This is a genomic window from Lentilitoribacter sp. JB5-8, from assembly GCF_055693385.1.
Genome location: NZ_CM146332.1, coordinates 3,228,809 through 3,253,286 on the forward strand (window position 1 = coordinate 3,228,809; position 24,478 = coordinate 3,253,286).

Here is a 24,478-nt window from a genome sequence, read left to right on the forward strand (position 1 = left end):
TTATGTGCTGGACCCAATTGTAGAGATACGGGCGGAACAAGATGAAGATTTTTGCGGGCAACTCAAACCAGCAACTGGCGGAAAATATCTGCCAATACCTCAACCTTCATCTGGGAAAGGCAAGCGTTAGGCGCTTCGCAGACCAAGAGATATTTGTTGAAATTCAGGAAAACGTTCGCGGTGAAGACGTCTTCATTGTGCAATCGACATCCTATCCTGCCAATGACAATCTCATGGAACTATTGATCATGATTGATGCGGCAAGACGTTCATCTGCGCGCAGGATCACAGCTGTGCTTCCTTATTTTGGTTATGCACGGCAGGACAGAAAGCCAGGTCCACGTTCCCCAATTTCAGCAAAGCTTGTTGCTAATTTGATTACAGAGGCTGGTGCCGATCGTGTTTTAACCATGGACCTTCATGCAGGCCAGATCCAAGGCTTTTTTGATATTCCAACGGATAACCTATTTGCTATGCCAACATTGGCACGCGACATCAAAGAACGTTACGAAAAAGGCAGCATGATGGTTGTCTCACCTGACGTTGGTGGTGTGGTTCGCGCCCGTGCATTGGCAAAACGCTTAGATGCATTGCTTGCAATCGTTGATAAACGTCGTGATCGTCCTGGGGAATCTGAGGTTATGAACATCATTGGTGATGTGTCTGGTAAAGACTGTCTATTGATCGATGATATTGTGGATTCAGGCGGCACTTTGTGTAATGCTGCTGATGCTATGTTGGCAAATGGTGCGAACTCCGTAACAGCATATATCACGCACGGTGTGTTATCAGGTGGTGCGGCTGCAAGAATCGGTGCCTCAAAATTGCGCGAATTGGTGATTACAGATTCAATTCGTGCGACACCAGAAGTTCAAGCGACTCATAATATCCGCGTGATTGAGACCGCAAGCTTAATTGGTGAAGCGATTAACAGAACCTCAGCTGAGAAGTCCGTCTCCAGCCTCTTTGATTAGGAAATGCATGCTTAAGTCCATAAAGTTTAAGAGTTTTTATGGACGATGCTTAGCAACAAGCTTGATCGTTGCGAGCTTCAACGGCGCAGCTATTGCTCAAACCAATTTTTCAACCCAATACAGCACCTTTGATGTGAGCGGGATGAGCGTTGAACAAATTTGGCAAAGCATCCAAAAAAATGGACCAAGGTCGAAATTGGGTATTGGTCACGCTGGCTATACCACCTTTGACCTTGAAAGCCCGGTGAAATTTGTAACCAAAAATGGCAAATGCCATATATCGGCTGCTAAGTTCACTATGGTGAGTTCCATCCAATTACCCAAATGGATAGATCAATCGATCGCACCCGAAAGTGTTCGTATTTTTTGGCAAGCGCTTTACACAGATGTTAAACGCCATGAGGAAGATCACGTTCGCATTGCAGAGGAAGCAATCGTAAGGTTAGCAACGTCTGTTAATAACCTCAAACCTCAAAAAGATTGCAACATCATGAACCGCAAAATCTCCCGACTTGCATCTGCCAATCGCAAACAGCTAAACCGTGCGCAAAACAAATTTGAACGTGCGGAAATGCAGGGGCAACGCAAACGTATTGCCGATCTCATTCAAGCCTATGCTTTAAATTAGCCTTCCTTTAATCGCTAAGGCGATAAAATCTGCACAAAAACTTGCATGTCTAAGCACAATGGTCTAAGAGCTGCTCATCCATGTAGACACCCTTGGAGGCAACATGGTTTCGGATTTTATATCCGATGTTTAAGCCGCCGTTTTGGCCAAGCATAAACAACTCCATATATTTAAAGTAAGGAACACGCTATGAGCGATACACTCAAAGCTGTTGCGCGCGAACGGGTTGGTAAGGGGTCCGCCCGGGAACTTCGTCGTAACGGTCAAATTCCAGCATCTATTTATGGTGATAAACAGTCCCCTGTTTCTATCGCTATCTCACGTAAAGAAGCAACAATGCGTATCCACGCTGGTGGCTTCATGACAAATATTCTTTCGATCGATGTCGACGGCGAAAAAGTCAACGTTCTTCCAAAAGACTACCAGCTTGATCCGGTTCGTGACTTCGTCATGCATGTTGATTTCTTGCGCGTATCTAAAAACACACAGGTTGTTGTGGAAGTTCCAGTACAATTTGAAAACGAAGACACATGTGTCGGTATCAAACGTGGTGGTACATTGAACATTGTACGTCACACTGTTGAAGTATCTTGCCCAGCCAACTCAATTCCAGAAGCACTTGTTGCTGATCTTGCAGAATTGAACATTGGTGATGCGGTCCACATCTCAGCAATTACATTGCCTGAAGGTGTTACACCAACAATTACTGATCGTGACTTCACAGTTGCAACTATCGCTTCACCAGGCGGCGCACAAGACGCTGAAGACGACGCAGCAGAAGCAGCAGCGGCTGCAGCTGAAGGCGGCGAAGCAGAAGAAGCTTCTGAATAAGGATTTTGGGGCTTATACCATGTTACTCATTGTAGGACTTGGAAATCCTGGCCCCAAATATCAAAAACACCGGCACAATGTCGGGTTCATGGCGGTTGATGCAATCATCGACCGCCATAATTTTTCCAAATCGCAAAATAAGTTTAAGTCCGAAGTCTATGAGGGCAAGCTTGCTGGCGAAAAGGTCCTCATTTTAAAACCACAAACATTTATGAACCTATCCGGCGAAGCGGTTGGAGAGGCAATGCGGTTTTATAAACTTACTTGCGATGACATCATTGTCTTTCATGATGAACTTGATCTGGCTGCTGGAAAAACCCGCATTAAACGTGGTGGAAGCCATGGCGGACATAACGGACTGAAATCAATTGATGCGCATTGTGGTAAAGACTATCAGCGTGTTCGCATCGGTATTGGTCATCCCGGGAACAAAGCACGTGTGAACGGGCATGTGCTTGGTGATTTTTCAAAAGTTGATCACGACTGGCTAGACCCACTTTTACACACCACGGCTGAACATATTGAAATGCTCGCTCGTGATGATGCCGCGGGTTTAATGAACAAAATTGCTTTGGCGTTAAACGCAAAAGGGGACGCGCAGCAATCGCCTAAGTCAAAAGAAGTAAGTAAAAAAGCCTCTGGCTCAAACAAGCCAAAGGCTAAATCTCATATTCACCAAGCACGCAATTCATCGCCAATCACACAAGCAAGTGGTCCAATGGCTGAGATGCTGAAGAAACTGCTGGGTGACAAAAAATAACGTCCAGCTGGTGCTTTAGCACTGATGAGAATATGTAAAGACCAATACGTCAGTTGTGATCACGCCAGTTGAAACGCATTGTCTGGATTTTTCGCGTGTACCGGTCATGGTGATACGCAAAGGATTACGGCTAACAGGTCCCTCAACATAATATTCTAGTGGATTGCCAACACAGTATTTTGAAAACACCCGCGCAAGACCTGAATACCAGTCTCCATTATTTTGGCCATTAAATAGCAACGTTCCGCGCTGCACACCCGATTGTCGAAGCGATGGCTTTGGTTTTTCATAGGACATCCAGCGATTGTTTCCATCCGCCTGCAATCGCATTAATGAGCCATTATGCGTCCAACAGCTATCTGCCAACGCAGTTGTCGTCATTATTGCCAATAATGAAACAGTCTTTATCAAAATTTTCATAGATCCAAATTCACCCCTATTGTTCCGCTCGATTTTTCTATTTTATTTCATAGATTTGCAAAAAACACAAAAATCGTTCCATTTTTACCGGTTTCTGCGCAAAATAACAAATAATCGCAGAAAATGATCTAATTATTATTCGTTCGCGTAGCCTTACCCATAACCTCGAACGATAAAGGATCTTAACATGAAAACTATATTGAAAAGAACAGCAGCCGCGGCTGTGATTGCCCTTTCTGCTACTGCTGCGAATGCTGCGAGCATTGTCGACATCGCTGCTAATGATGATCGTTTTACGACACTTGTTGCTGCTGTGAAAGCGGCGGGTCTTGCAGATACACTAGCTGGCAAAGGCCACTTTACAGTGTTTGCACCAGTAAATGCTGCATTTGATGCGCTTCCAGCAGGCACTGTTGAGACACTTCTAAAACCGGAAAACAAAGGTCAGCTCACTGACATCCTATTGTATCATGTTGACGACCGTAGTTTGGTATCTGGCCAGCTTCCGCATGAATCAATCTACATCAAGCCAATTCTTGCAAGCAAACGCCTTTGTGTAACAAAAAGCGCATCTGGCGTGACAATCGGCGACAGCACACCGCAAACAGCTAATGTTGTGATTGCTGACATCAAAGCTGACAATGGTGTCATCCACGTCATCGACAAAGTACTATTGCCAGGCAAACGCCCTGCTTGTCACTAAATTATAATGACTTCATCCCTGCCTGCTGCTTGCATGGCGGGGATATTTCATTGTTGAGCATCAACATTCAGCCGATTATGTCGAGAAACCCTTGACCAAGCGCTGTGTTTCCCCCATAGCCTCCTTATTATTTTCATTACATGAGAGAACGCTTCTATGGGATTTAAATGTGGTATCGTTGGTCTACCAAATGTCGGCAAGTCAACGCTTTTCAATGCACTTACACGCACAGCTGCTGCGCAAGCTGCAAACTACCCATTTTGTACAATTGAGCCAAACACTGGCGAAGTTGCCGTTCCCGATAAACGCCTTAATCAACTGGCTGATATTGCCAGTTCAAAAGAAACCATTCCAACACGCATTTCTTTTGTCGATATTGCGGGACTTGTCCGCGGCGCCTCTAAGGGTGAAGGCCTGGGTAACCAGTTCCTCGCCAACATTCGAGAAGTCGATGCGATCGTTCATGTATTGCGCTGTTTCGAAGATGATGACATCACCCACGTAGAAGGCAAAATTGACCCTGTTGCAGATGCAGAAACCATTGAAACAGAGTTGATGTTGTCGGATCTTGAAAGCTTAGAAGCACGCACCGAAAAAATGCGTAAACGTGCGACTGGCAAAGATAAAGAAGCCCAGGTTTTATTGCCAGTCATGGAAGATGCGCTTGCACTACTCAATGATGGAAAGCCTGTGCGCCATATGCTTGATGGGATCGCTGAAGAAGATCTACGCATCTTAAAGAGCTTGAACCTTTTAACATCAAAGCCTGTTTTATATGTATGTAATGTTGCCGAAGAAGATGCAGGCAAAGGTAATTCCCAATCAGACGCTGTTGCAAAAATGGCAGCCGAGCAAGGCGCGCGCACTGTGGTTATATCTGCTGCAATTGAAGCTGAAGTTGCACAACTTGATGATGAAGAAGCTGAAATGTTCTTAGACGAACTAGGTCTTGACGAAGCAGGTTTGGATCGTCTTATTCGTGCCGGCTATGAGCTGTTAGAACTCATCACATTCTTCACCGTAGGCCCTAAAGAGGCTCGCGCTTGGACTGTTCGTAAAGGGACAAAGGCACCCGCTTCTGCAGGTGTTATTCATACAGATTTTGAACGTGGCTTTATTCGTGCGCAAACCATTGCTTTTGATGATTATGTTACTCTGGGCGGTGAAGCTGCAGCAAAAGAAGCTGGCAAAGCGCGTGATGAGGGTAAAGAATACATCACCCAAGATGGCGATGTTATGCTCTTTAAATTCAATACCTAACTCCGCGAAGGCGATATGAAGTTTAATCAAGATGATACTGACGCGCTGCTTAATTTGCTATCATGGCGGCGCGATGTCAGGCATTTTGAAACAACGCCTTTGCCTGAGGAAAAAATAGAACAACTGCTAACCGCAATAGACCTAGCGCCATCGGTTGGCAATAGCCGCCCATGGCGGTTTATACGCGTCAAAAGCACTGATCTTAAAACAGCGGTCTATCAAAATTTTGAAAATTCCAACGCCTCTGCCGCTGATTTATATAGCGACAATGAGCTATCAGAATACAACAATCTCAAACTTGCCGGATTAAAGGAAGCGCCCTTACATTTGGCTGTCTTTACAGAAATGGAACCGGACTTAGGAAAAGGCTTAGGCCGCCAAACCATGCCTGAAACGCTTGTGTATTCGACTATTACCGCAATCCATAACTTGTGGTTAGCAGCACGGACAATGAATATTGGCGTCGGCTGGGTTTCTATTCTTAATCCAGAGGTTCTCAATCAAATATTAGATGTTCCAAGTGATTGGAAATTCACGGGATATCTATGTTTAGGCTATCCCAAATTCGATGCAGAAGAACCTGAACTGCATCAAAAATCCTGGCAAAAGAACATCAAGACAAATTGGATAGAGCGTTAGTTAACAGCACCGGGGTATAATCCCGATACTATTCACCCTCAAACTCAATAAGCGTTCTGACAGGCACACCAAGCTCTTCAATCTTCTTGCGGCCACCAAGGTCAGGTAGATCAATTACAAAGCATGCAGCAACAATATCAGCGCCCTGCATTTGCAACAATTTGATCCCAGCTTCTGCCGTACCACCCGTTGCAATAAGATCATCAACCAAAATGACCTTTTCCCCTTTTTGAACTGCGTCTGTGTGGATTTCAAGCTCAGCTTCACCATATTCCAGCGCATAACTCATGGTCACAGTTTCAAATGGTAATTTGCCCTTTTTTCGCAGCGGCAAAAAGCCTGCGGACAACTGGTGAGCCATTGCGCCACCAAAGATGAAACCACGCGCATCAATGCCCACAATCTGTGAAATGCCAGCGCCTGTAAACGGGTGAACCATTTCATCGACGGAACGCCTAAATGCACTTGGATTGCTCAAAAGCGTTGTGATATCCCGGAACATAATTCCTTCATGCGGATAGTTAGGAATGGTTCTAATTGCGTTTTTTAGCTCAGATTGTAGATCACTCATCATAGGCTCCTGGCAAAGGCTTTAGAAGGTATTGGGTGTTAGAAACAAAAACGCCGACTTAATCTTTCAAATCAAGTCGGCGTTTTTAAGCTTTTATGAAACCTTAGTGCTCAATTCTTGAGAAGATTGAACGCTTGGTTAGATAGACCAAGATGGTCAGGATCAATAAGAAGCTGATCACAATAAATCCAATACGCTTACGCTCTTCAAGGTGCGGCTCTGCAGTCCACATCAAGAACGCTGCAATATCCTTTGCATATTGATCGACAGTCTCAGGTGACCCATCATCATAAGTTACCAATTCATCTGACAATGGAGCTGCCATTGCAAGCGCTGAGCCAGCGATGAAGTAAGGGTTATAGTGAGTACCATCACCAACTTCCACATCAGCAGGCGCATCTTGGTAGCCTGTTAGAAGTGAATAGATGTAGTTTGGTCCAGCTTCGTTATATCCTGTGAAGATATCGAAAACGAATTGCGGGAAACCACGCTCAACATAACGTGCTTTAGCAAGCAATGAGAAATCTGGAGGAACCGCACCACCGTTCGCAGAAGCAGCAGCTTCTTTGTTCGGGAATGGTGATGGGAAGTGATCAGCAGGAAGTGCTGCACGATCTTCAACATCACCATCAGCATTTGGTTCTGCTTCGACTTCATATTCAGCAGCGAATGACTTGACTTGATCACGTGAGTAACCAAGTGCTTCCAAAGTACGGAAAGCGACAAGATCCATTGAGTGACAAGCGGCACACGCCTCGACATAAACCTTCAAACCACGTTGTAGTTGGCCTTTGTCGTATTTACCAAATGGGCCCGCAAATGACCAATCAAGCTCCTTAGGCTTATTGATCGGATACCCACTTGCTGCATGTGCAGCGCCGACACCTACCAGACCGATCAACATCAACGGCAGAAGGAGAGTTGAAATAACTTTTTTCATGACTTTAATCCTTATCTGTCGTCGATTAACCGCGTGTCTCGGCAGAGGCAACAGCCTCATCAGGCTTTCCAGCCCCCGATCCACTCTTGGCAAGAACTGCCTCGGTAATTGAGTTTGGCAAACGTTTTGGTGTCTCGATCAAACCAAGAAGCGGCATGATGATAATGAAGAAACCAAAGTAGTAAGCTGTACCAACCTGCGCCAATACTGTGTAAATGCCTTCCGCAGGCTTCGCGCCAAGCCAACCTAGCAAGATCGCATTCGCTACGAAAATCCAGAAGAATAGCTTGTACCACGGACGATAAACTGCTGAACGCACTTTTGATGTGTCCAACCATGGTAGGAAGAACAAGATGATGATCGATCCGAACATCGCCAAAACACCACCCAATTTAGAATCGATAGGACCTAAATCAAATGTGATCGCACGCAAGATCGCGTAGAATGGAAGATAGTACCATTCTGGAACAATGTGCGCTGGTGTTACCAAAGGATCAGCAGGAATGTAGTTATCCGCGTGGCCCAGGAAGTTTGGCATAAAGAAGATGAAATATGCGAACACCAACATGAACACGACCATACCAAGTGCATCTTTAACTGTTGCAAATGGTGTAAATGGAAGCGTGTCTGTTTTCGACTTAACTTCAACACCCGTCGGGTTTGTTTGACCAGTCACGTGAAGTGCCCATACGTGAAGCACAACAACACCTGCAATCATAAACGGCAATAGATAGTGAAGTGAGAAGAAACGGTTTAGTGTTGGGTTATCCACCGCAAAACCACCAAGTAGCAATTGCTGAATAGGCTCACCAATTACTGGGAAGGCTGTGAAGAAGCCGGTGATCACTGTCGCACCCCAGAAAGACATTTGTCCCCAAGGTAGAACGTAACCCATAAAGCCTGTCGCCATCATAAGAAGGTAAATAACAACACCCAAAATCCATAGGATCTCACGCGGTGCTTTATAAGAACCGTAATAAAGGCCGCGAGCAATGTGGAGATAAACAGCAATGAAGAAGAATGAAGCACCGTTAGCGTGCATGTAACGCAGCAACCAACCGTAGTTCACGTCACGTGTAATGCTCTCAACAGAGTTAAATGCAAGTTCAGTTGAGGCTGCGTAGTGCATTGCAAGCACGATACCAGTCACAATTTGTACGACAAGCATAAGCGATAAAATACCGCCAAATGTATAAGCATAGTTTAGGTTTCGTGGCACTGGATAAGACACGAAACTATCATGAACCAAGCGTGGCAATGGAAGACGGCTATCGACCCATTTACCTAAACCAGTTGTTGGTTCATATGTTGAATGATTCCCACTCATAAATATCTCCCCTTATGCCTGATCTGTGCCGATAACAAGCGTTGTTTCGTTTGCAAAAACATATGGTGGTTTTGGCAAGTTAACAGCAGCTGGACCACGCAAAATACGACCAGTTGTATCAAAGACTGACCCATGACATGCACATGCCCAACCCTCAGGCTTACTATCAACAACCTGAGGCACACAGCCAAGGTGTGTACAGTTTGCAGATACAACGACCCATTTTTTCGCATCATCAGCAGGTCCGCCCAAACGTGTATCAACCGGAGCGTAGTCTTTCATGTCGCCTGCAGTGAGCTCATCGGCTGCAACAACCTCATCGTCTGTAAGGTAGCGAACAAAGTAAGGTTTACCGCGCCATTTAACGATGACATGACCGCCAGGCTCTAGGCTTGAAACATTGACCTCAATCGGCTCACCAGCAGCACGCGTCGCTGCATCGGGGTTCATTTGGTCAATAAACGGCCAGGCAACACCAGCAGCACCAACTGCTGCGGCCATTCCTGTCGTTAAATAAAGAAAATCGCGACGAGTTGGCTCGTTGTGATCATTTTGTCCGTTGTCTTGTTCACTCACGGTTCAATGTCTCCTTAAAAACTTGCTCGATAATTTTGACAAGGTCAAATAATTGACATGAATCAACACTATCGGCGCGAGGGCACCCAATTAAGCGCGTTCTATGCCCCTTCTATCAATAAGTCCATACCCAACCCGCAAAGGATGGCACATTGTCGCGGGAAAAAAGCGCACAAATCAACAACAATCCTTTCAGGCGGTGGAAAACTGCCAAACAAGCGCCTTTTCTCGGCAATATCTAGTTTAAAAAAGAATCAGATTTCGAACAATTTATTCAGAGGCGATAAAACCGCCAGATTGCCTGGACCAAAGTCGCGCATAAAGCCCATTATTTTTCAATAATTCTTCATGCGTTCCATTTTCAACGATACGGCCCTTATCAAGCACGACCAAGCGATCCATCTTTGCAATTGTGGACAATCGATGCGCAATGGCGATCACGGTCTTACCTTCCATCAGCTCTTCTAAATGCACCTGAATGACAGCTTCCACCTCGGAATCCAGCGCTGATGTGGCTTCATCTAAAACCAAAATGGGCGCATCTTTTAAAATAACGCGCGCGATTGCAATTCGCTGGCGTTGTCCACCCGATAATTTAACGCCTCGTTCGCCCGCATGCGCATCCAATCCACGACGCCCTTTATAATCTTCCAAATTATCGATGAATTGAGTGGCTTGTGCCTGCTCAATTGCATTGAGCAAATCTGTTTCATCCGCATCTGAACGACCAAACAAGATATTATCGCGAATTGAACGATGAAGTAACGCGGTATCTTGCGTAACCACGCCAATTTGCGAGCGCAAAGATCTTTGTGTCACATTGCGAATATCTTCACCGCCAATCCGAATTGCCCCCTGCTCCACATCAAAAAAGCGCAACAATAAATTCGCCAGAGTGGATTTGCCTGCACCTGATGGCCCAACAACCCCAATTTTCTCACCTGGTTTAATTGACAAGGATAGATCCTTGATAACCGGCTTATCTTCTAAATAATCAAAATGGATTTGATCAAATTCGATCGACGCATTTCCTACCTGCAGCTCGTTGGCATCAGTTTTATCCAACAAGCCAATTGGCTGAGAAATTAAATCCGCGCAATTTTGGATCGTGCCATAATTTCGCATAAGCGCGTTGAGCTGCGTCATCAACCGACCCATAAGCAAACTCAGACGAAGCATAAGCGCAAGCGCGAATGCGACTTCACCAATAGTAATGAGTTCAGCTAGCCATAGATCAATAGATAAGATGGCGATCAACGAGATCATTGTTCCGGACAACACAGCCAATGTCAGCCGAACGGTTGTGATATTTCGTGTAAAGATAATGAGCGCTGCAATAAACTGCTTCACACCATCTTTAAGAAAATGATCGTTCTCCTCATCATTGGCAAATAATTTCAGGGTTTGGATATTGCTGTAGCTGTCAGTAACCCGACCGTTTAGCATAGAGCTTTTTTCAGCCATTGTTTTTGCGCTGCGCCTCACACGAGGCACCAAATAGCGCGCAATTATCACAAACAGCAAAATCCAAACCGCAACCAATGCAGCAAGACGCCAGTCAAGCGTTGCAACCATGGTCAGTGTTGTCACTGAATAAATCACAATAAACCAAACGACCTGCAATGCAGAGATCATCAAATCGCCCGTTGCTTGTCCGGATTGCAATATTTTTGTGGCTATGCGCCCTGCAAAATCATTTTGAAAAAATGGCAAATTCTGCTTTGAAACGTGACGATGCGCCTGCCATCGCACGCGATTAAAGAACCCCGGCACAACAATTTGCTCTTCTAATATCGCGCTACCTGTTACAATCGTCACTCGAGCAATCGTCGCTATGAACAACATAATGGCCAGCTCAAATCCGTATTGAGATAACAAACCATCCCAACCTTTTGCGGGATCGACATTTGCCAAATAATCAACGATTTGACCGATAAAATAGAACATCGCCGCTTCAAACAGCGCAACAAGTCCGCCAAAGACTAACATCAAAGCAAAAACTGGTTTTGCCTGACGAATATAATGCCAAATAAAGGCTAATGTTGTTTTCGGAGGCTGAAGATTATCTACGTCTTCAAACGGATCGATGGTGCCTTCAAATTTTTGAAAAAAACGATCTAGAATCATGACTTATCCATACATTGCACCCTTGCTGCAGCGCAATACAATTTATACCAATTGGAAATTTATTGATCCAAGAATTGCGTTATTGAGAGAAAATTAACCATAAAATGAAATAAAGCTTGCAATTGTAAATTTAGTACTGGTGTAAAAATGCGTATAGTAAGTATTGCCGCGTGTTTGGTAAGTGTGGCCCTATTGGCTGGGTGTGCAAGCAAGCAAGCTAAAGTCGACCCAAATGTGAAGAACCTATCTTCACCATCTAAGCTCTCTAACACACAACAGGCAAACGCTGTTCGAAGCTTTGCACCTGTTAAAGAAGCTAAAAAGCCCAAAGTAAAGTTTCCAGAAACACCAAGCTCTTCGCCTCTGGCAAGACCAACATCAGGTAGTCTTGCTGGCAGAACGATTTACGTCAATTCCATCTCCGATATTAAACTTAGACCGGGCGAAGTGGTGCTGACCTTTGACGATGGTCCAGTTCCCGGTAAAACGCCTGCCATCCTCAACACATTGAGCAATTATGGTGTGAAAGCCACATTCCTAATGGTTGGATCAATGGCAAATTATCATCCAGGGCTCGTCAAACAGGTTCGCGCGCGGGGACATTCTATCGGCTCTCATACATATGATCATGCGAACCTAGCAAAGGTCTCGTTTGATGCCGGTAAATCGAAAATTCGCGCTGGTGAAAAAGCACTCGCAAAATCAGGTATCAATGCGCCGTTCTTCCGCTTCCCATATCTTGCAAGCACCTCAGCATTGCGAAAATGGCTCGCGCAACGTGGTGTAACGGTTCTCGATGTGGATATTGATTCAAAAGATTATTTCAAAGATTCAGCAGATACAATTGTCAAACGTACCATGGCGCGCGTTAAGGCTCGCGGCAAAGGGATTATCCTTTTCCACGATATCCACGCACGATCAGTCGCAGCTCTTCCAGCCTTCCTACGTGAACTCAAAGCAGCTGGTTATAAAGTGGTGGCTCTTAAATCTAACCGTCGCCCAAGCACGGGATCATCGCTTCAAGTGAGCGCCCTGAGCGAATAGCTCATATTGAATAAATTGATTGAGAGGCGGTGCCAAAAGCATCGCCTTTTTTAATGGCGATTATTTAGGCCAAACAACGCCCTTGCGCAGAATAAAATTGCCATAAAACCGCGTTTCAGTAGTACGGATCACCGCATAGGTTTCTTTCGCAGACGCATAGAACGCATGTCGTTCAATCAATTCGATGGCTGCACCCGCATTTTTGATAATCGGATCGGCAATCTGAATGATCTCAGGAATTTCATCCGGCGCACCGACCACCTGCATCCCGCATGCAGGCGGCACATCAACATCGAATGTATCTATTGGATAAACAGTCAATATCGCTTCAAGCGCTGTTATCGCATCAACATTCATTTCCAAATGACGACCTATTGTACTCGCCGCAGCCACCGACGCTGCTGGAAAATTTGCATCACAAATAACGAGGCGATCACCATGCCCCATTGAAGCAAGCGTATGAAGAATATCCGCGTTTAGCAGTGGATGGATCCCTTTAAGCATTGCAATCTTCCCTTCAAAAAACTTGATGCAATCTTATTGTTTGCTTAGCGCTTCATCGACATGGGATTATACACCATCAACAAAGTGCCACTGCCCTGTCACAGAGGCCGCTCTACTTGATAATAGAAACACCACGGCATTGGCAAGCACTTCATCCAGCTCACCCAATTCTACTTAAGGGTATCGTTGATGAAACAACATTGCGCTAGGTGAGAATATCAACAGAATTCTAACTTTATTTAATCTCGATCCATTGCGCGTTGTCAGCAGATGAACGAACGCACGCATCGATAAATTTCACACCGAGCAATCCATCCTGCACTGTAGGATAAACCACCTCAGCATCAACTTCACTTTGGTTCCGTTTCGCAACAATAGCTTTTGCCGCCTCACTATAAATATTGGCAAAACCTTCCAAATAGCCTTCGGGATGCCCGGGCGGTATCCGGCTCACACGTGCTGCCGATGCGCCCGCACCAGCGCCATTTCGCGTGATCAAACGTTTGCTTTCACCCAGCGGGGTATACCAAAGGTAATTGGGATCTTCCTGCGCCCACTCAAGACCACCCTTTTCGCCATATACTCGGAGGCGAAGAGCATTTTCATTCCCTGGAGCCACTTGGCTGCACCACAACATACCGCGTGCACCACCTTTATAACGCAGCATCACATGCGCATTATCGTCCACCTGCCGACCATCAACGAAGGCTTGGATATCTGCGGACAAGCTATCAAGTTCCAACCCGGTTACAAAAGCTGCCAGGTTAAATGCATGTGTTCCAATATCCCCTGTTGAACCTCCGGCGCCAGAACGAGCAGGATCCGTGCGCCATTCAGCCTGTTTGAAATCTTGCTCCTCAGATAGCCAATCCTGCGCATATTCAACTTGGATGACACGCAATGCGCCCAAATCCCCATTTGCAATCATCTCACGTGCCTGACGGATCATCGGATAGCCGGTATAATTATGCGTTAAAACAAACAGCGCGTTTGATTTTTCCGCAACCGCAACCAGCTTTTCAGCGTCTTCAAGCGTGGACGTTAAAGGCTTATCGCAAATAACATGGATGCCCTGCTCTAAGAATGCTTTTGCCGCAGCATAATGCACATGATTGGGCGTGACGATTGCAACAGCTTCAATCCCATCTTCACGCGCGCTTTCAGCTTCAGCCATCGCATTAAAATCATCATAAATACGATCATCTGCCAAACCCAATTCGCGACCAGATTTTTGCGCACGTTCGGGTGTTGAAGATAAAGCTCCGGCTACAAGGCTGTAGTGATCATCAATACGCGATGCGATGCGGTGAACGCCACCAATAAATGCATCGCTGCCGCCACCGACCATACCAAGACGAATGGGCGCATCTATCTCTTCACTTCGACCTTCAATTGCCATGACTAATCCTCCAAACCTAGCATCTGACGGTTGACTTTATCGTCTGTTCCACCATCTGCAAAATCATCAAATGCACGTTCGGTAACGCGAATGATGTGATCTTTTACAAACTGCGCACCTTCACGTGCACCGTCTTCTGGGTGTTTCAAGCAGCATTCCCACTCAACGACAGCCCAGCCATCAAAATCGTTCGCTGCCATTTTTGAAAACACAGCGCCAAAATCAACCTGACCATCGCCGAGACTGCGGAAACGTCCTGCCCGATCAACCCAACTTTGATAACCGCCGTAAACACCCTGACGGCCAGTTGGGTTAAATTCAGCGTCCTTAACGTGGAACATTTTGATGCGGTCTTTATAGATATCGATGTGATCGAGATAATCGAGACACTGCAAAACAAAATGCGACGGATCATATAGCATGTTGCAGCGTGCGTGATTATTGACGCGTTCTAAGAACATCTCAAACGTCACACCATCATGCAGATCTTCACCTGGGTGAATTTCATAACAAATATCTACGTCACACTCGTCAGCGTGATTTAAAATAGGTGTCCAGCGTTTGGCCAATTCGTCAAACGCAGCTTCCACCAATCCTGCAGGACGCTGCGGCCAAGGATATAAATATGGCCATGCGAGCGCACCTGAAAATGAAACATGTTGTTTAATGCCAAGATTTTTCGACGCACTCAGTGCCTTCATCATTTGATCAACAGCCCATTCTTGGCGAGCTTTTGGGTTGTTATGCACATGCGGTGCTGCAAAGCCGTCAAAGCCTTGATCATAAGCTGGATGAACCGCTACAAGTTGACCTTGCAAATGTGTTGATAATTCGGTGACTTCCACACCATTTTCTGCGGCCACACCTTTAAATTCATCGCAATAGTCGCGTGAACTAGCAGCTTTTTCCAGATCGATTAATCGGGCATCCCAGCTTGGCACTTGAACACCTTTATAACCGCATTCAGCAGCCCATTTGGTAATGCTATCCCAGGAATTAAATGGCGCTTCGTCACTTGCAAATTGTGCCAGAAAGAGCGCTGGACCTTTTATCGTTTTCATCGAAATTCTCCGCGAGAAAAGTTGAGAGGGCAATTCGCATTGCCCTCATGGTTTTGTTGAAATACTTCTTAGAATGGAGAATCTGGGAAGTAGAATTGGTCTGCATTGCTCTTATCGATCAATGTTGCACCAAGGATGTAACGACCAGCAACTGGGCCATTTGATTTAAATGCAGCAACAGTTACGTCCATCGCAGTTGCAAGCATTGCCGGTGGGTAAAGCACATCAATCGGCTGAAGCTCATTACCATCCATAATCGCTTTGATGGTTTCTTTCATTCCGGCACCGCCGACAACAAACATACCATCGCCATCACGCCCAGCTTGTTTAAGAGCTGCAACAACACCAATTGCGATGTCATCATCTTGTGCCCAAACAGCATCGATATCCGGGAAGCGGCTTAGGAAATCCTGCATCACTTCAAAACCATCATCACGGTTCCAGTTCGCATGCTTGTGATCTAGAACATTGATGCCTGTGCCTTCCATTTCAGCCATAAATGCATCAAAACGCTCATTATCAATGGTTGTTGGAATACCGCGAAGGATCACGATGTTATCGCCAGAGTTTAGACGACCCTTCATGTATTCAGCTGACACACGGCCAAGCTCAGGATTGTTACCTGCAACATAGATGTCTTCGATGCCTTCTTTTGAAAGACCGCGGTCAACAACCGTAATCAAAGCACCAGATTTTTTAACATTCAAAACAGGATCAGTTAGCGGATCAGATTCAAACGGCAAGACAACAAGCGCATCAATCTGGTTAACTGATACCATGTCCTCAAGCGCACTTGCTTGTGAAGCTGGATCAGGTGAGTTGACCAAGATAAGATCAATATCAGGATACAAAGCTTCAAGACGCTTTTCAGCCTGCTCAGCATGCCAGTTCATCCCGGCTGCCCAAGCATGAGTTGGTGTCGGATATGACACGCCAATCTTGATTTTATCGGCTGCATTTGCTGCGCCACCAAGCACCATTGCGGCACCTAGAGTTAACGCAAATATCGTTTTTTTAAGCATAGTTGTTCCTCCCAACGGGTTCAAAGTTTGCACGAGAGCCGTGCGGTTATTGCTGCAGCTGATCCTTTCAGCCACAGACCAATTTCGTGAAGTTAGGTCTTCTTTTTGCTCCATTCGGCGCGTTGCAACCAAACGGCAATGATAATAATAAGACCTTGCATCGTTCCATTCAGATAGTTCGAAATAAGGTCGGTAAAGTTTAAGATATTTCCTATTGTGGTCAGGATAAGCGCACCCAGGATCGTCCCGCCAATTCGGCCATAACCACCCTTTAAGACAGTGCCGCCAATGATTACCGCAGCAATCGCTTCAAGCTCCCAAAGCACACCAGTTGATGCAGATGCAGAACCCAAACGCGGTACATAAATGATCGTTGCAAGCGCCACACAAAACCCTTGAATAATATAGGTCGTGGTTTTAATCCGATCGACGTTCACCGCTGAATATTTAGCCACACTTTCATTGGAACCAATGGCTGTGCAATAGCGGCCAAAAGCTGTGCGATTAAGCAAGATCCAACCAGCGATCGACACACCAGCAAACACCCAAACCGGGATCGGCAGACCCGCAAAACTATCGTAATAAACCGGACGATAAACATCGCGAAGATCAAAGCTTAATGAAAGCGTACCACCATCTGCAAAATATGTGACAAGCGAACGATAAATGCCCATTGTACCCAGCGTGACAATAAAGGCTTCAATCTTACCTTTTGTGGTCAAAGCACCATTAATCCAACCAGCGCCAAAGCCCAAAATAATACTACAGCCACATCCAACAAGCACAGTTGCAAGACCTGCACCGAGCGTGTCGATCAATCCATTCATAATAATGATCATCACACCAGAAATTACAGCTGCCATTGAACCAACAGATAGATCAATCCCACCTGCTGTAATCACAAAAGTCGCCCCAACAGCAATGATCCCGATAAAGGCAGACCGTGTCAGCAGGTTAGTGATATTCCCTTCCCCCAGGAAAGCTGGGTTGAGCAGGTAGCCAATGATGCATAGGATCAATAGCGCTAAGGCTGGGCCAATCGCTTTAAAATCGATCTTTTTCAATGGACTATTTTCAGTGTCTAAAACTTCGACAGATGACATCAACTTGCCTCCTTCAGGCCGGCTGCATACCGCATAATATCATTTTCATTAATTTCACTACCGGACAGAACGCCCATGATGCGGCCTTCGCGCATAACATATACGCGATGGCAGATGCCTATGATTTCAGGCATTTCAGATGAAATAACCACGACCGAAACCCCCTCTTTGGCAAGCGCAGCAATGAAATGGTAAATTTGTTGTTTTGTCCCCACGTCAATGCCGCGGGTTGGCTCATCAACGATGATAATCTTCGGGTCGGTCTCCATCATCTTGGCAAGCAGAAGCTTTTGCTGATTGCCGCCGGATAAATCCCCAACTTTAATTTCGGCATCGCGAGTTCTGATATCAAACCGGCGTATACCGCGCGCCAGCGCTTCTTCCTCTGCCTGACTATCAAGCAACATCCGTTTGACGAATTTTGGCAGAGCAAAAAGACTCATATTCGGCGTCATTTTCTGTTCAAGTAAAAGACCTTTTTCTTTGCGGTCTTTAGTCAGATAGGACAATCCCTTCTCACGCGCTTGCGCAACATTGGAGAAGACAACTTTTTCACCTTCAAACGAGATCACCCCCGCCTCGATATTTTGCAGACCACAAATGGCTTCAAACAAATCTGAACGTCCTGAACCAACAAGTCCCGAGAAGCCTAAAATCTCACCCTTACGAAGTTCAAACGTCACCTCACTCAATTTTGAAGTTGAAAGACCTTCAACCTTTAAAATTACATCTGCATCGATATTAACTTCATTCATTGGCGGATAGAGGTCTGATAATTCGCGTCCCACCATCATTTGTGCCATGTCATCTAGTGAAAGGTCTTCAATGTTTTTCGTTCCGATCCATTGGCCATCACGCAAAATCGTCACGCGATCCGAAATCTCTTTCACTTCCGCAAGTTTGTGGGAGACAAAGATCACCGCAACGCCACGTTCCTTTAAACGTTTAACTTGACGGAAGAACAATTCTGTCTCTGCTTCAGTCAAAACAGCCGTTGGCTCATCCATAATTAATACGCGCGCATTTCGGTTCATTGCTTTTGCAATTTCAACCATTTGCTTTTGCGCGATTGAAAGATCAGAAATTCGGGCTGTTGGAGAGATATCAAGCCCGATTTCTGTCAGCTGCTCTCGCACCTGATTCCGCATTGCCACACGATCAAGAAACGCACCTTTTTTAAGCTCGCGCCCCAAAAAGATATTTTCTTCAACCGTCATCTGTTCTGCAAGATTGAGCTCTTGGTGAATGAGAACAATCCCAAGATCTTCCGCTTTACCATTCGGTGGCAAATCTATTTGCTGACCATCAAGATACACGCTGCCAGAAGTCGGCGCATGAAAGCCTGCAAGAATTTTCATCAAAGTTGACTTACCGGCGCCATTCTCACCAATCAATGCATGGACTTCACCTGATGTAATGTCAAAACTTACACTGAAAAGAACGGGGACGGCACCAAAGGATTTACTGATCCGATCAGCTGCTAAAATAGCATTAGAATTACGTGCGCCTTCAAACATTTTAGCCCCTCCCAAAGCCGCCTGTTTCTGTAACTTGAAAAAAATGTAAACGTTTTTATTTTTAATGTAAACCTTTTTATTTTACATTGGAGCCCATATTGGATGTATTCATGTGTGTTAAAATGTTGGATTAATTCTGTAATTTTAGTATACAAACAGATGAATATTTTTATGGTACATGATGCATTATGCTCGTGATGTTTGCCAAAATTGGCAGTTTGGGTGAAGCGGTTTGGAAAAAATTTCAAAGAAACCTGCAACGATTGAAGATGTTGCAAAAATTGCAGGCGTATCGATAGCAACCGTTAGCCGAGCACTGCATTTCCCCGAAAAAGTGACCCAAAGTACACGTAAAAAAATCACCGCTGCTATTTCCCGAACTGGCTACCGTGCCAACCCAATGGCGCAAAATTTGCGCATGCAGCGTTCCAAAATGGTGATGGTTCTAACCAATTCTATTTCAGACCCAAATTTCCCAGGCATTCTCACAGGTCTTGAGAAAGTTGCAAATGAACGTGGCTATGGTCTGTTAATGGGGGCAACAGAAAGCAAAGCAAACCTTGAAGAGAACTATATGCGTTTTTTAGCATCGGGGATGACCGATGGATTGATTCTCTTAACAGGCAGTTTGCCAGTTCATGAAACTGAAAACGGACGCGGGAATATGCTCCCTCCATTGGTGAGTGTCGCGCAACCAATTGAGCATACTGATGTAAGTTACGTCGGCATCGACAATATCAATGCGTCAAAGCTCGCTGTAGAATATTTACTATCATTAGGACACAAACGTGTGGTCTATATTTCTGGACCACAAGGCGATGCCGTTTCCGAATTGCGGCATCAAGGCTATTGCGCAGCATTGGCAAATTCGTTTGACGAGAGCTTTGTCTGGAAAGTTAACGGCAATGGCACGAGCGAAGGTGGACGTTCAGCGATTGAACAATTGTTTATCAAAGACAAATTACCCACAGCGTTTTTCTGCTATAACGATGATACAGCCATCGGTGCGATTAGCGCCTTGCAATCCAGAGGATTTAACGTACCGCGCGATTTCTCAGTCATCGGTTTTGATGATATTCCATTTGCCAATAACGTTACGCCGGCTCTCACGACAATTCGCCAGCCTCGTAAACAGATGGGTGAAATCGCAATGAACCACCTTTTGGACAATCTCCCAGATCGCAGTATTCCCATTGAAAGCGCCCTGCTCCATGGAGATCTGATTGTACGAGATTCGTGTTCAACACCCGATCACTCCAAGTTCAAATAATCATTCGCACTGATATCTTTGCCAAAAAGGCGGAGGATTATTCCCCCGCCTCCTTTTGTTTATCGTCAATATTGATGAACCCACCTGATTGACGTGACCAGAGATCAGAATAAATCCCGCCCTGTTCAACCAAATCATCATGTGATCCTTCTTCAAGGATATTACCCTGATCAAGTACGATCAGACGATCCATTGCTGAGATCGTTGACAATCTGTGGGCTATCGCAATCACTGTTTTGCCTTGCATGAGATCAAACAGGTTTTCTTGAATGGCGGCCTCGACTTCGGAATCAAGCGCGGAGGTCGCTTCATCAAGCACCAGAATTGGTGCATCCTTTAAGAACACACGCGCAATTGCAATTCTTTGTCTTTGACCACCAGAGAGTTTGACACCTCGCTCACCCACATGTGCATCCAATCCTTTTCGGCCTTTCAAATCTTCCAGACCAGAAATAAATTCCAATGCGTTTGCCCGGCGCGCCGCCTCAAGTATCTCTTCATCACTCGCATCAGGGCGTCCATAAGCAATATTGTCCCTGACAGAACGATGCAAAAGCGAAGTATCTTGCGACACCATACCGATTTGCGATCTCAGCGAATCTTGCTTAACGGTTGAGATGTCAATTCCATCGATAGAAATTTGACCCGCTTCAAGATCGAAATAACGCAGTAGCAAATTAACAAGTGTTGTTTTACCAGCACCTGATCGACCAACCAGACCGATCTTCTCACCTGCTTTAATATCAAGTGATAAGTCATCGATAACGCCGCTTTCCTTACCGTAGTGGAAACGCACATCTTTATAAGATATCGTCCCAACCTCGGCTTTAAGGTCTTTTGCATCTAACTGATCATTGATCTCAACAGGCTTGGTCAACATATTGATGCCATCCTGAACAACACCAATTTGTTCAAAAAACCCAGCGAGTTCCCACATAATCCAATGCGACAAACCATTAAGTCGCAAAGATAGCGCAATACCTACGGCGATTGCACCGATGGTAATATTGCCAGTGGACCAAAACCAGATTGAAGCGGCAGCCACGGAAAACAACAGCAAATTGTTGTTATAGGTCACACCAAGATCAAGCTTAGTCACAAGACGCATTTGCTTAAACACTGTCACCAAAAACGGATCCATACTGTCTTTTGCATAATCAAGCTCTCGGCCCGCATGAGAAAACAATTTCACAGTGCCGATATTTGTATAGCTATCAACAATACGTCCAGTCATGATGGAACGCGCATCGGCCTGAGCCTGCGAGACAACCTTAAGCTTTGGGACAAAAAACAAAAGCAAAGACGCGTAGATAACAAACCACGCAAGGAAGATGATTGATATCCGCCAATCAATGCTGATCAAAAGCACAATCATCGCCAAAAACTGCACGATGACATAGACGAATGTATCGAGCATCTTCATCACAGCTTCTCGAACCGCAAGCGATGTTTGCATGACTTTTGTCGCCACACGTCCTGCAAATTCATCGGCAAAGAAGCTCATGCTATGTTGGAGTAATCGTCTATGCATCAACCATCTAATGGACATAGGATAACTGCCCAACAATGTTTGGTGGGTTACCATTGCATGAAGCGTCGAAATGATCGGCAAACCAATTAACACCACTAAGCCCATCAACCATAAGGTCGATGAATGTTCATCAAAAAATGTGGCAGGATCACTGCCGGTTAAATAGTCAACCAGATCACCCATAAAGCTATAAAGAAGCACCTCACCGATTGCGATGCCTGCGACCAGAATCGTACCCATTAACAACCAGGGAGAGGCGTGTTTTGAGTAGTGCCAACAAAACGCAAACAGTCCCTTGGGTGGCAATACAGCCTCATTGTCGGGATATGGATCTATACGTTTTTCAAACCAAGAAAACATGAAAATGTCCTATTCGATAACAAAACCAGTAGAGATAAAACGACACCTAACGCGCTTTAAAAACTGATAAAGATAAAAAGAACTCGCAAACAAATGCGAATAGAATTTGATTATAAAGATAGAGCTACGCAAGGTTCTCTGCGCGGCGATGATTACGGCAAAAAGGCGTAAATCAGAGGAGTTTTAAGCGTTATTTGTCGGTCGAATAATGAGACGCGGACGCTGCGGAACAATGGTCCAATTCCAAAGAGAGCGAGACATAACGCGGGTAACTTTATCCATAACGAAATACTCCTTCTCAATAGCAAATAACGGTTCTGTGCGAACTTCACATTGTTAACTATATCTACTGAACATAAAAAAGCTAGCTGAGCGAGGGGAAGAAAACCGGACAAATGAAAAGACTGTTGCCTATTTGCACCAATCATTCTATCCAGTCGCCATGATTCAAATTGCACTTTACCAACCAGATATACCCGGCAACACAGGCACGATCATGCGCATGGCAGCATGCCTTGGTGTACCGCTTCATATAATCGAACCTGCTGGATTTGATTTATCTGAGCGCAATTTAAAGCGCGCTGGTATGGACTATTTGGAGCTAACCAACCTAACGCGGCATATTTCATGGCAGGCATTCTTTGAATGGCATGTTCAAGAAAACAACCGCCTTATCTTAGCATCAACCAAAGCAGCTCAGCCTTATTGTGATGTTAAATATGATGGTGATGATGTATTGCTTTTTGGTCGCGAAAGCTCCGGCGTTCCTGACAATGTTCATGAAAGCGTGGATGAGCGTATCCTCATAGAAATGCAGCCCAAGATGCGCTCACTTAATCTGGCAATGTCGGTTGCAATGATCACCGGCGAAGCCCTGCGCCAAACGCGTATATAGCAAATGCGACAATCACGCGCTTAGATATTGCAATCAACCTATGGCATTCGCACCAGCATATTGTTATGAACGTGCAAGATAAACTTAATCGAGATTTTCATGAGACAGCGTCCTGAATTACCAGTCGGATTACCCAAAGACATCGAAGAAAAAAAGAAAAAGCACGACTTTGGTTTGAAAACCTTAGGGACGTAATTTGCGCTACATTTGAAGCGTTAGAGGAATCGGCGGAAAATCCACAATACGAAGGTGAACCAGGTAAATTCGTTCAGACCGATTGGCTTCGTGATGAAGGCAAAGGCGGCGGCGGCTTGATGTCAATTATGAAAGGCCGCGTGTTTGAAAAAGTCGGCGTTCACACATCAACTGTTTATGGCGAATTCTCGCCAGAATTTCGTAGCCAAATTCCAGGTGCTGAAGAAGATCCCCGGTTTTGGGCCTCAGGTATCTCGCTTATTTGCCATCCGGTAAATCCAAATGTTCCTGCGGTACACATGAACACCCGTATGGTCGTCACATCAAGCCAATGGTTTGGTGGCGGTGCTGATCTAACACCTGTTCTAGATCGCCGGAGAACTCAGGAAGACGCGGATACTCAGCTTTTCCACAAAGCAATGGAAATCGCCTGTAATCGACATGAGATCGCAGATTACCCAAACTATAAAGATTGGTGTGATGAATATTTCTATCTACCACACCGCAAAGAAGCGCGCGGTGTTGGCGGCATTTTTTATGACTGGCTACACAGCTCAGATGAAGATGGCGGCTGGGATGCTGACTTCTTATTCACCCAAGATGTTGGTCGCGCTTTTTCAGTTGTCTATCCAAAAATTGTCAACGCGAATGCAAGTAAGAGCTGGACGCAGGACGACCGCAAAGAACAGATGGTCCGCCGTGGTCGGTATGTGGAATTTAATCTACTTTATGATCGCGGTACAATTTTCGGACTTAAAACCGGCGGCAATGTAGACTCGATCTTGTCATCCCTGCCCCCAATTGTTGAGTTCCCTTAAATC

23 protein-coding genes and 1 pseudogene are annotated in these 24,478 nt (G+C 45.4%); 11 read left to right on the top strand and 13 right to left on the bottom strand.

Going from position 1 to position 24,478, the window contains the following annotated elements:
* The first annotated feature begins 41 nt into the window (after positions 1–41).
* From ACZ1GZ_RS15770 to pth, 4 genes are all read left to right on the top strand, one after another.
* On the top strand, positions 42–974 hold the full coding sequence (locus ACZ1GZ_RS15770; RefSeq protein WP_472665833.1) for a ribose-phosphate pyrophosphokinase: 933 nt from the start codon (positions 42–44) through the stop codon (positions 972–974).
* Between the two features lie 7 nt (positions 975–981).
* Positions 982–1,602, top strand: coding sequence for a DUF922 domain-containing protein (locus tag ACZ1GZ_RS15775; protein WP_472665834.1), 621 nt, complete (start codon positions 982–984; stop codon positions 1,600–1,602).
* 189 nt (positions 1,603–1,791) lie between these two features.
* On the top strand, positions 1,792–2,433 hold the full coding sequence (locus ACZ1GZ_RS15780; protein WP_472665835.1) for a 50S ribosomal protein L25/general stress protein Ctc: 642 nt from the start codon (positions 1,792–1,794) through the stop codon (positions 2,431–2,433).
* A 19-nt stretch (positions 2,434–2,452) separates the two neighbouring features.
* The gene (pth, locus tag ACZ1GZ_RS15785) at positions 2,453–3,193 is read left to right on the top strand and encodes an aminoacyl-tRNA hydrolase (RefSeq protein ID WP_472665836.1); all 741 of its coding nucleotides are present in this window, start codon (positions 2,453–2,455) and stop codon (positions 3,191–3,193) included.
* Between the two features lie 15 nt (positions 3,194–3,208).
* On the opposite strand, the gene ACZ1GZ_RS15790 is transcribed toward pth, so the two are convergent.
* Positions 3,209–3,613 carry a hypothetical protein gene (locus ACZ1GZ_RS15790; RefSeq protein ID WP_472665837.1) on the bottom strand — a complete coding sequence of 135 codons (405 nt, stop codon included), beginning with the start codon at positions 3,611–3,613 and terminating at the stop codon, positions 3,209–3,211.
* A gap of 187 nt (positions 3,614–3,800) precedes the next feature.
* On the opposite strand from ACZ1GZ_RS15790, the gene ACZ1GZ_RS15795 reads away from it, so the two are divergent.
* From ACZ1GZ_RS15795 to bluB, 3 genes are all read left to right on the top strand, one after another.
* A complete protein-coding gene (locus tag ACZ1GZ_RS15795) occupies positions 3,801–4,316 on the top strand; it encodes a fasciclin domain-containing protein (protein ID WP_472665838.1) in 516 nt (171 codons plus the stop codon).
* 156 nt (positions 4,317–4,472) lie between these two features.
* Complete coding sequence (gene ychF, locus ACZ1GZ_RS15800; protein WP_472665839.1) at positions 4,473–5,576, top strand: redox-regulated ATPase YchF; 1,104 nt, start codon at positions 4,473–4,475, stop codon at positions 5,574–5,576.
* 15 nt (positions 5,577–5,591) lie between these two features.
* Positions 5,592–6,215 carry a 5,6-dimethylbenzimidazole synthase gene (gene bluB / locus ACZ1GZ_RS15805; RefSeq protein ID WP_472665840.1) on the top strand — a complete coding sequence of 208 codons (624 nt, stop codon included), beginning with the start codon at positions 5,592–5,594 and terminating at the stop codon, positions 6,213–6,215.
* A 28-nt stretch (positions 6,216–6,243) separates the two neighbouring features.
* Here bluB and ACZ1GZ_RS15810 read toward each other — a convergent pair whose 3' ends face one another.
* The 5 genes from ACZ1GZ_RS15810 to ACZ1GZ_RS15830 form a co-directional block, all read right to left on the bottom strand.
* On the bottom strand, positions 6,244–6,786 hold the full coding sequence (locus ACZ1GZ_RS15810) for an adenine phosphoribosyltransferase (RefSeq protein ID WP_472665841.1): 543 nt from the start codon (positions 6,784–6,786) through the stop codon (positions 6,244–6,246).
* Between the two features lie 103 nt (positions 6,787–6,889).
* Positions 6,890–7,726 (bottom strand): cytochrome c1, encoded by an 837-nt coding sequence (locus ACZ1GZ_RS15815; RefSeq protein WP_472665842.1) that lies wholly within the window; start codon positions 7,724–7,726, stop codon positions 6,890–6,892.
* A 25-nt stretch (positions 7,727–7,751) separates the two neighbouring features.
* Complete coding sequence (locus ACZ1GZ_RS15820; protein ID WP_472665843.1) at positions 7,752–9,053, bottom strand: cytochrome b; 1,302 nt, start codon at positions 9,051–9,053, stop codon at positions 7,752–7,754.
* 12 nt (positions 9,054–9,065) lie between these two features.
* Positions 9,066–9,629 (bottom strand): ubiquinol-cytochrome c reductase iron-sulfur subunit, encoded by a 564-nt coding sequence (gene petA / locus ACZ1GZ_RS15825; RefSeq protein ID WP_472665844.1) that lies wholly within the window; start codon positions 9,627–9,629, stop codon positions 9,066–9,068.
* 270 nt (positions 9,630–9,899) lie between these two features.
* Positions 9,900–11,756 (bottom strand): ABC transporter ATP-binding protein, encoded by a 1,857-nt coding sequence (locus tag ACZ1GZ_RS15830; protein ID WP_472665845.1) that lies wholly within the window; start codon positions 11,754–11,756, stop codon positions 9,900–9,902.
* Positions 11,757–11,903: 147 nt separating this feature from the next.
* On the opposite strand from ACZ1GZ_RS15830, the gene ACZ1GZ_RS15835 reads away from it, so the two are divergent.
* Entirely contained in the window at positions 11,904–12,800 is an 897-nt protein-coding gene (locus tag ACZ1GZ_RS15835) for a polysaccharide deacetylase family protein (RefSeq protein WP_472665846.1), read from the top strand.
* A 60-nt stretch (positions 12,801–12,860) separates the two neighbouring features.
* Here the strand turns inward: ACZ1GZ_RS15835 and ACZ1GZ_RS15840 are convergent, their stop codons facing one another.
* The 6 genes from ACZ1GZ_RS15840 to ACZ1GZ_RS15865 all read right to left on the bottom strand — a co-directional run bounded on the left by ACZ1GZ_RS15840 (position 12,861) and on the right by ACZ1GZ_RS15865 (position 19,406).
* Positions 12,861–13,304 carry an RbsD/FucU family protein gene (locus tag ACZ1GZ_RS15840; RefSeq protein WP_472665847.1) on the bottom strand — a complete coding sequence of 148 codons (444 nt, stop codon included), beginning with the start codon at positions 13,302–13,304 and terminating at the stop codon, positions 12,861–12,863.
* 235 nt (positions 13,305–13,539) lie between these two features.
* The gene (locus ACZ1GZ_RS15845) at positions 13,540–14,703 is read right to left on the bottom strand and encodes a Gfo/Idh/MocA family protein (RefSeq protein ID WP_472665848.1); all 1,164 of its coding nucleotides are present in this window, start codon (positions 14,701–14,703) and stop codon (positions 13,540–13,542) included.
* 2 nt (positions 14,704–14,705) lie between these two features.
* Positions 14,706–15,764: a sugar phosphate isomerase/epimerase family protein gene (locus tag ACZ1GZ_RS15850; RefSeq protein WP_472665849.1), complete on the bottom strand. Its 1,059-nt coding sequence runs from the start codon at positions 15,762–15,764 to the stop codon at positions 14,706–14,708.
* Between the two features lie 68 nt (positions 15,765–15,832).
* Positions 15,833–16,786, bottom strand: coding sequence for a substrate-binding domain-containing protein (locus ACZ1GZ_RS15855; RefSeq protein WP_472665850.1), 954 nt, complete (start codon positions 16,784–16,786; stop codon positions 15,833–15,835).
* Between the two features lie 92 nt (positions 16,787–16,878).
* Positions 16,879–17,889, bottom strand: a complete 1,011-nt coding sequence (locus ACZ1GZ_RS15860) for an ABC transporter permease (protein WP_472665851.1) — start codon at positions 17,887–17,889, stop codon at positions 16,879–16,881.
* Positions 17,889–19,406 carry a sugar ABC transporter ATP-binding protein gene (locus ACZ1GZ_RS15865; protein ID WP_472665852.1) on the bottom strand — a complete coding sequence of 506 codons (1,518 nt, stop codon included), beginning with the start codon at positions 19,404–19,406 and terminating at the stop codon, positions 17,889–17,891. The genes ACZ1GZ_RS15860 and ACZ1GZ_RS15865 overlap by 1 nt, the downstream gene beginning before the upstream one ends.
* Before the next feature lie 232 nt (positions 19,407–19,638).
* Here ACZ1GZ_RS15865 and ACZ1GZ_RS15870 point away from each other — a divergent pair, with 232 nt between their 5' ends.
* Complete coding sequence (locus ACZ1GZ_RS15870) at positions 19,639–20,676, top strand: LacI family DNA-binding transcriptional regulator (RefSeq protein WP_472665853.1); 1,038 nt, start codon at positions 19,639–19,641, stop codon at positions 20,674–20,676.
* 37 nt (positions 20,677–20,713) lie between these two features.
* Here the strand turns inward: ACZ1GZ_RS15870 and ACZ1GZ_RS15875 are convergent, their stop codons facing one another.
* Positions 20,714–22,567, bottom strand: coding sequence for an ABC transporter ATP-binding protein (locus tag ACZ1GZ_RS15875; protein WP_472665854.1), 1,854 nt, complete (start codon positions 22,565–22,567; stop codon positions 20,714–20,716).
* A gap of 442 nt (positions 22,568–23,009) precedes the next feature.
* Here ACZ1GZ_RS15875 and ACZ1GZ_RS15880 point away from each other — a divergent pair, with 442 nt between their 5' ends.
* Entirely contained in the window at positions 23,010–23,462 is a 453-nt protein-coding gene (locus ACZ1GZ_RS15880; protein ID WP_472665855.1) for a tRNA (cytidine(34)-2'-O)-methyltransferase, read from the top strand.
* Positions 23,463–23,561: 99 nt separating this feature from the next.
* Positions 23,562–24,475, top strand: a pseudogene (gene hemF / locus ACZ1GZ_RS15885) (oxygen-dependent coproporphyrinogen oxidase).
* Positions 24,476–24,478: the final 3 nt, after the last annotated feature.

What these genes read in the sequence shown, in the direction of transcription:
- ACZ1GZ_RS15770 (WP_472665833.1), top strand. Translation starts at nt 42, where the DNA reads ATGAAGATTTTTGCGGGCAACTCAAACCAGCAACTGGCGGAAAATATC.
- ACZ1GZ_RS15775 (WP_472665834.1), top strand. Translation starts at nt 982, where the DNA reads ATGCTTAAGTCCATAAAGTTTAAGAGTTTTTATGGACGATGCTTAGCA.
- ACZ1GZ_RS15780 (WP_472665835.1), top strand. Translation starts at nt 1,792, where the DNA reads ATGAGCGATACACTCAAAGCTGTTGCGCGCGAACGGGTTGGTAAGGGG.
- pth (WP_472665836.1), top strand. Translation starts at nt 2,453, where the DNA reads ATGTTACTCATTGTAGGACTTGGAAATCCTGGCCCCAAATATCAAAAA.
- ACZ1GZ_RS15790 (WP_472665837.1), bottom strand. Translation starts at nt 3,613, where the DNA reads ATGAAAATTTTGATAAAGACTGTTTCATTATTGGCAATAATGACGACA.
- ACZ1GZ_RS15795 (WP_472665838.1), top strand. Translation starts at nt 3,801, where the DNA reads ATGAAAACTATATTGAAAAGAACAGCAGCCGCGGCTGTGATTGCCCTT.
- ychF (WP_472665839.1), top strand. Translation starts at nt 4,473, where the DNA reads ATGGGATTTAAATGTGGTATCGTTGGTCTACCAAATGTCGGCAAGTCA.
- bluB (WP_472665840.1), top strand. Translation starts at nt 5,592, where the DNA reads ATGAAGTTTAATCAAGATGATACTGACGCGCTGCTTAATTTGCTATCA.
- ACZ1GZ_RS15810 (WP_472665841.1), bottom strand. Translation starts at nt 6,786, where the DNA reads ATGAGTGATCTACAATCTGAGCTAAAAAACGCAATTAGAACCATTCCT.
- ACZ1GZ_RS15815 (WP_472665842.1), bottom strand. Translation starts at nt 7,726, where the DNA reads ATGAAAAAAGTTATTTCAACTCTCCTTCTGCCGTTGATGTTGATCGGT.
- ACZ1GZ_RS15820 (WP_472665843.1), bottom strand. Translation starts at nt 9,053, where the DNA reads ATGAGTGGGAATCATTCAACATATGAACCAACAACTGGTTTAGGTAAA.
- ACZ1GZ_RS15830 (WP_472665845.1), bottom strand. Translation starts at nt 11,756, where the DNA reads ATGATTCTAGATCGTTTTTTTCAAAAATTTGAAGGCACCATCGATCCG.
- ACZ1GZ_RS15835 (WP_472665846.1), top strand. Translation starts at nt 11,904, where the DNA reads ATGCGTATAGTAAGTATTGCCGCGTGTTTGGTAAGTGTGGCCCTATTG.
- ACZ1GZ_RS15840 (WP_472665847.1), bottom strand. Translation starts at nt 13,304, where the DNA reads ATGCTTAAAGGGATCCATCCACTGCTAAACGCGGATATTCTTCATACG.
- ACZ1GZ_RS15845 (WP_472665848.1), bottom strand. Translation starts at nt 14,703, where the DNA reads ATGGCAATTGAAGGTCGAAGTGAAGAGATAGATGCGCCCATTCGTCTT.
- ACZ1GZ_RS15850 (WP_472665849.1), bottom strand. Translation starts at nt 15,764, where the DNA reads ATGAAAACGATAAAAGGTCCAGCGCTCTTTCTGGCACAATTTGCAAGT.
- ACZ1GZ_RS15855 (WP_472665850.1), bottom strand. Translation starts at nt 16,786, where the DNA reads ATGCTTAAAAAAACGATATTTGCGTTAACTCTAGGTGCCGCAATGGTG.
- ACZ1GZ_RS15860 (WP_472665851.1), bottom strand. Translation starts at nt 17,889, where the DNA reads ATGTCATCTGTCGAAGTTTTAGACACTGAAAATAGTCCATTGAAAAAG.
- ACZ1GZ_RS15865 (WP_472665852.1), bottom strand. Translation starts at nt 19,406, where the DNA reads ATGTTTGAAGGCGCACGTAATTCTAATGCTATTTTAGCAGCTGATCGG.
- ACZ1GZ_RS15875 (WP_472665854.1), bottom strand. Translation starts at nt 22,567, where the DNA reads ATGTTTTCTTGGTTTGAAAAACGTATAGATCCATATCCCGACAATGAG.
- ACZ1GZ_RS15880 (WP_472665855.1), top strand. Translation starts at nt 23,010, where the DNA reads ATGATTCAAATTGCACTTTACCAACCAGATATACCCGGCAACACAGGC.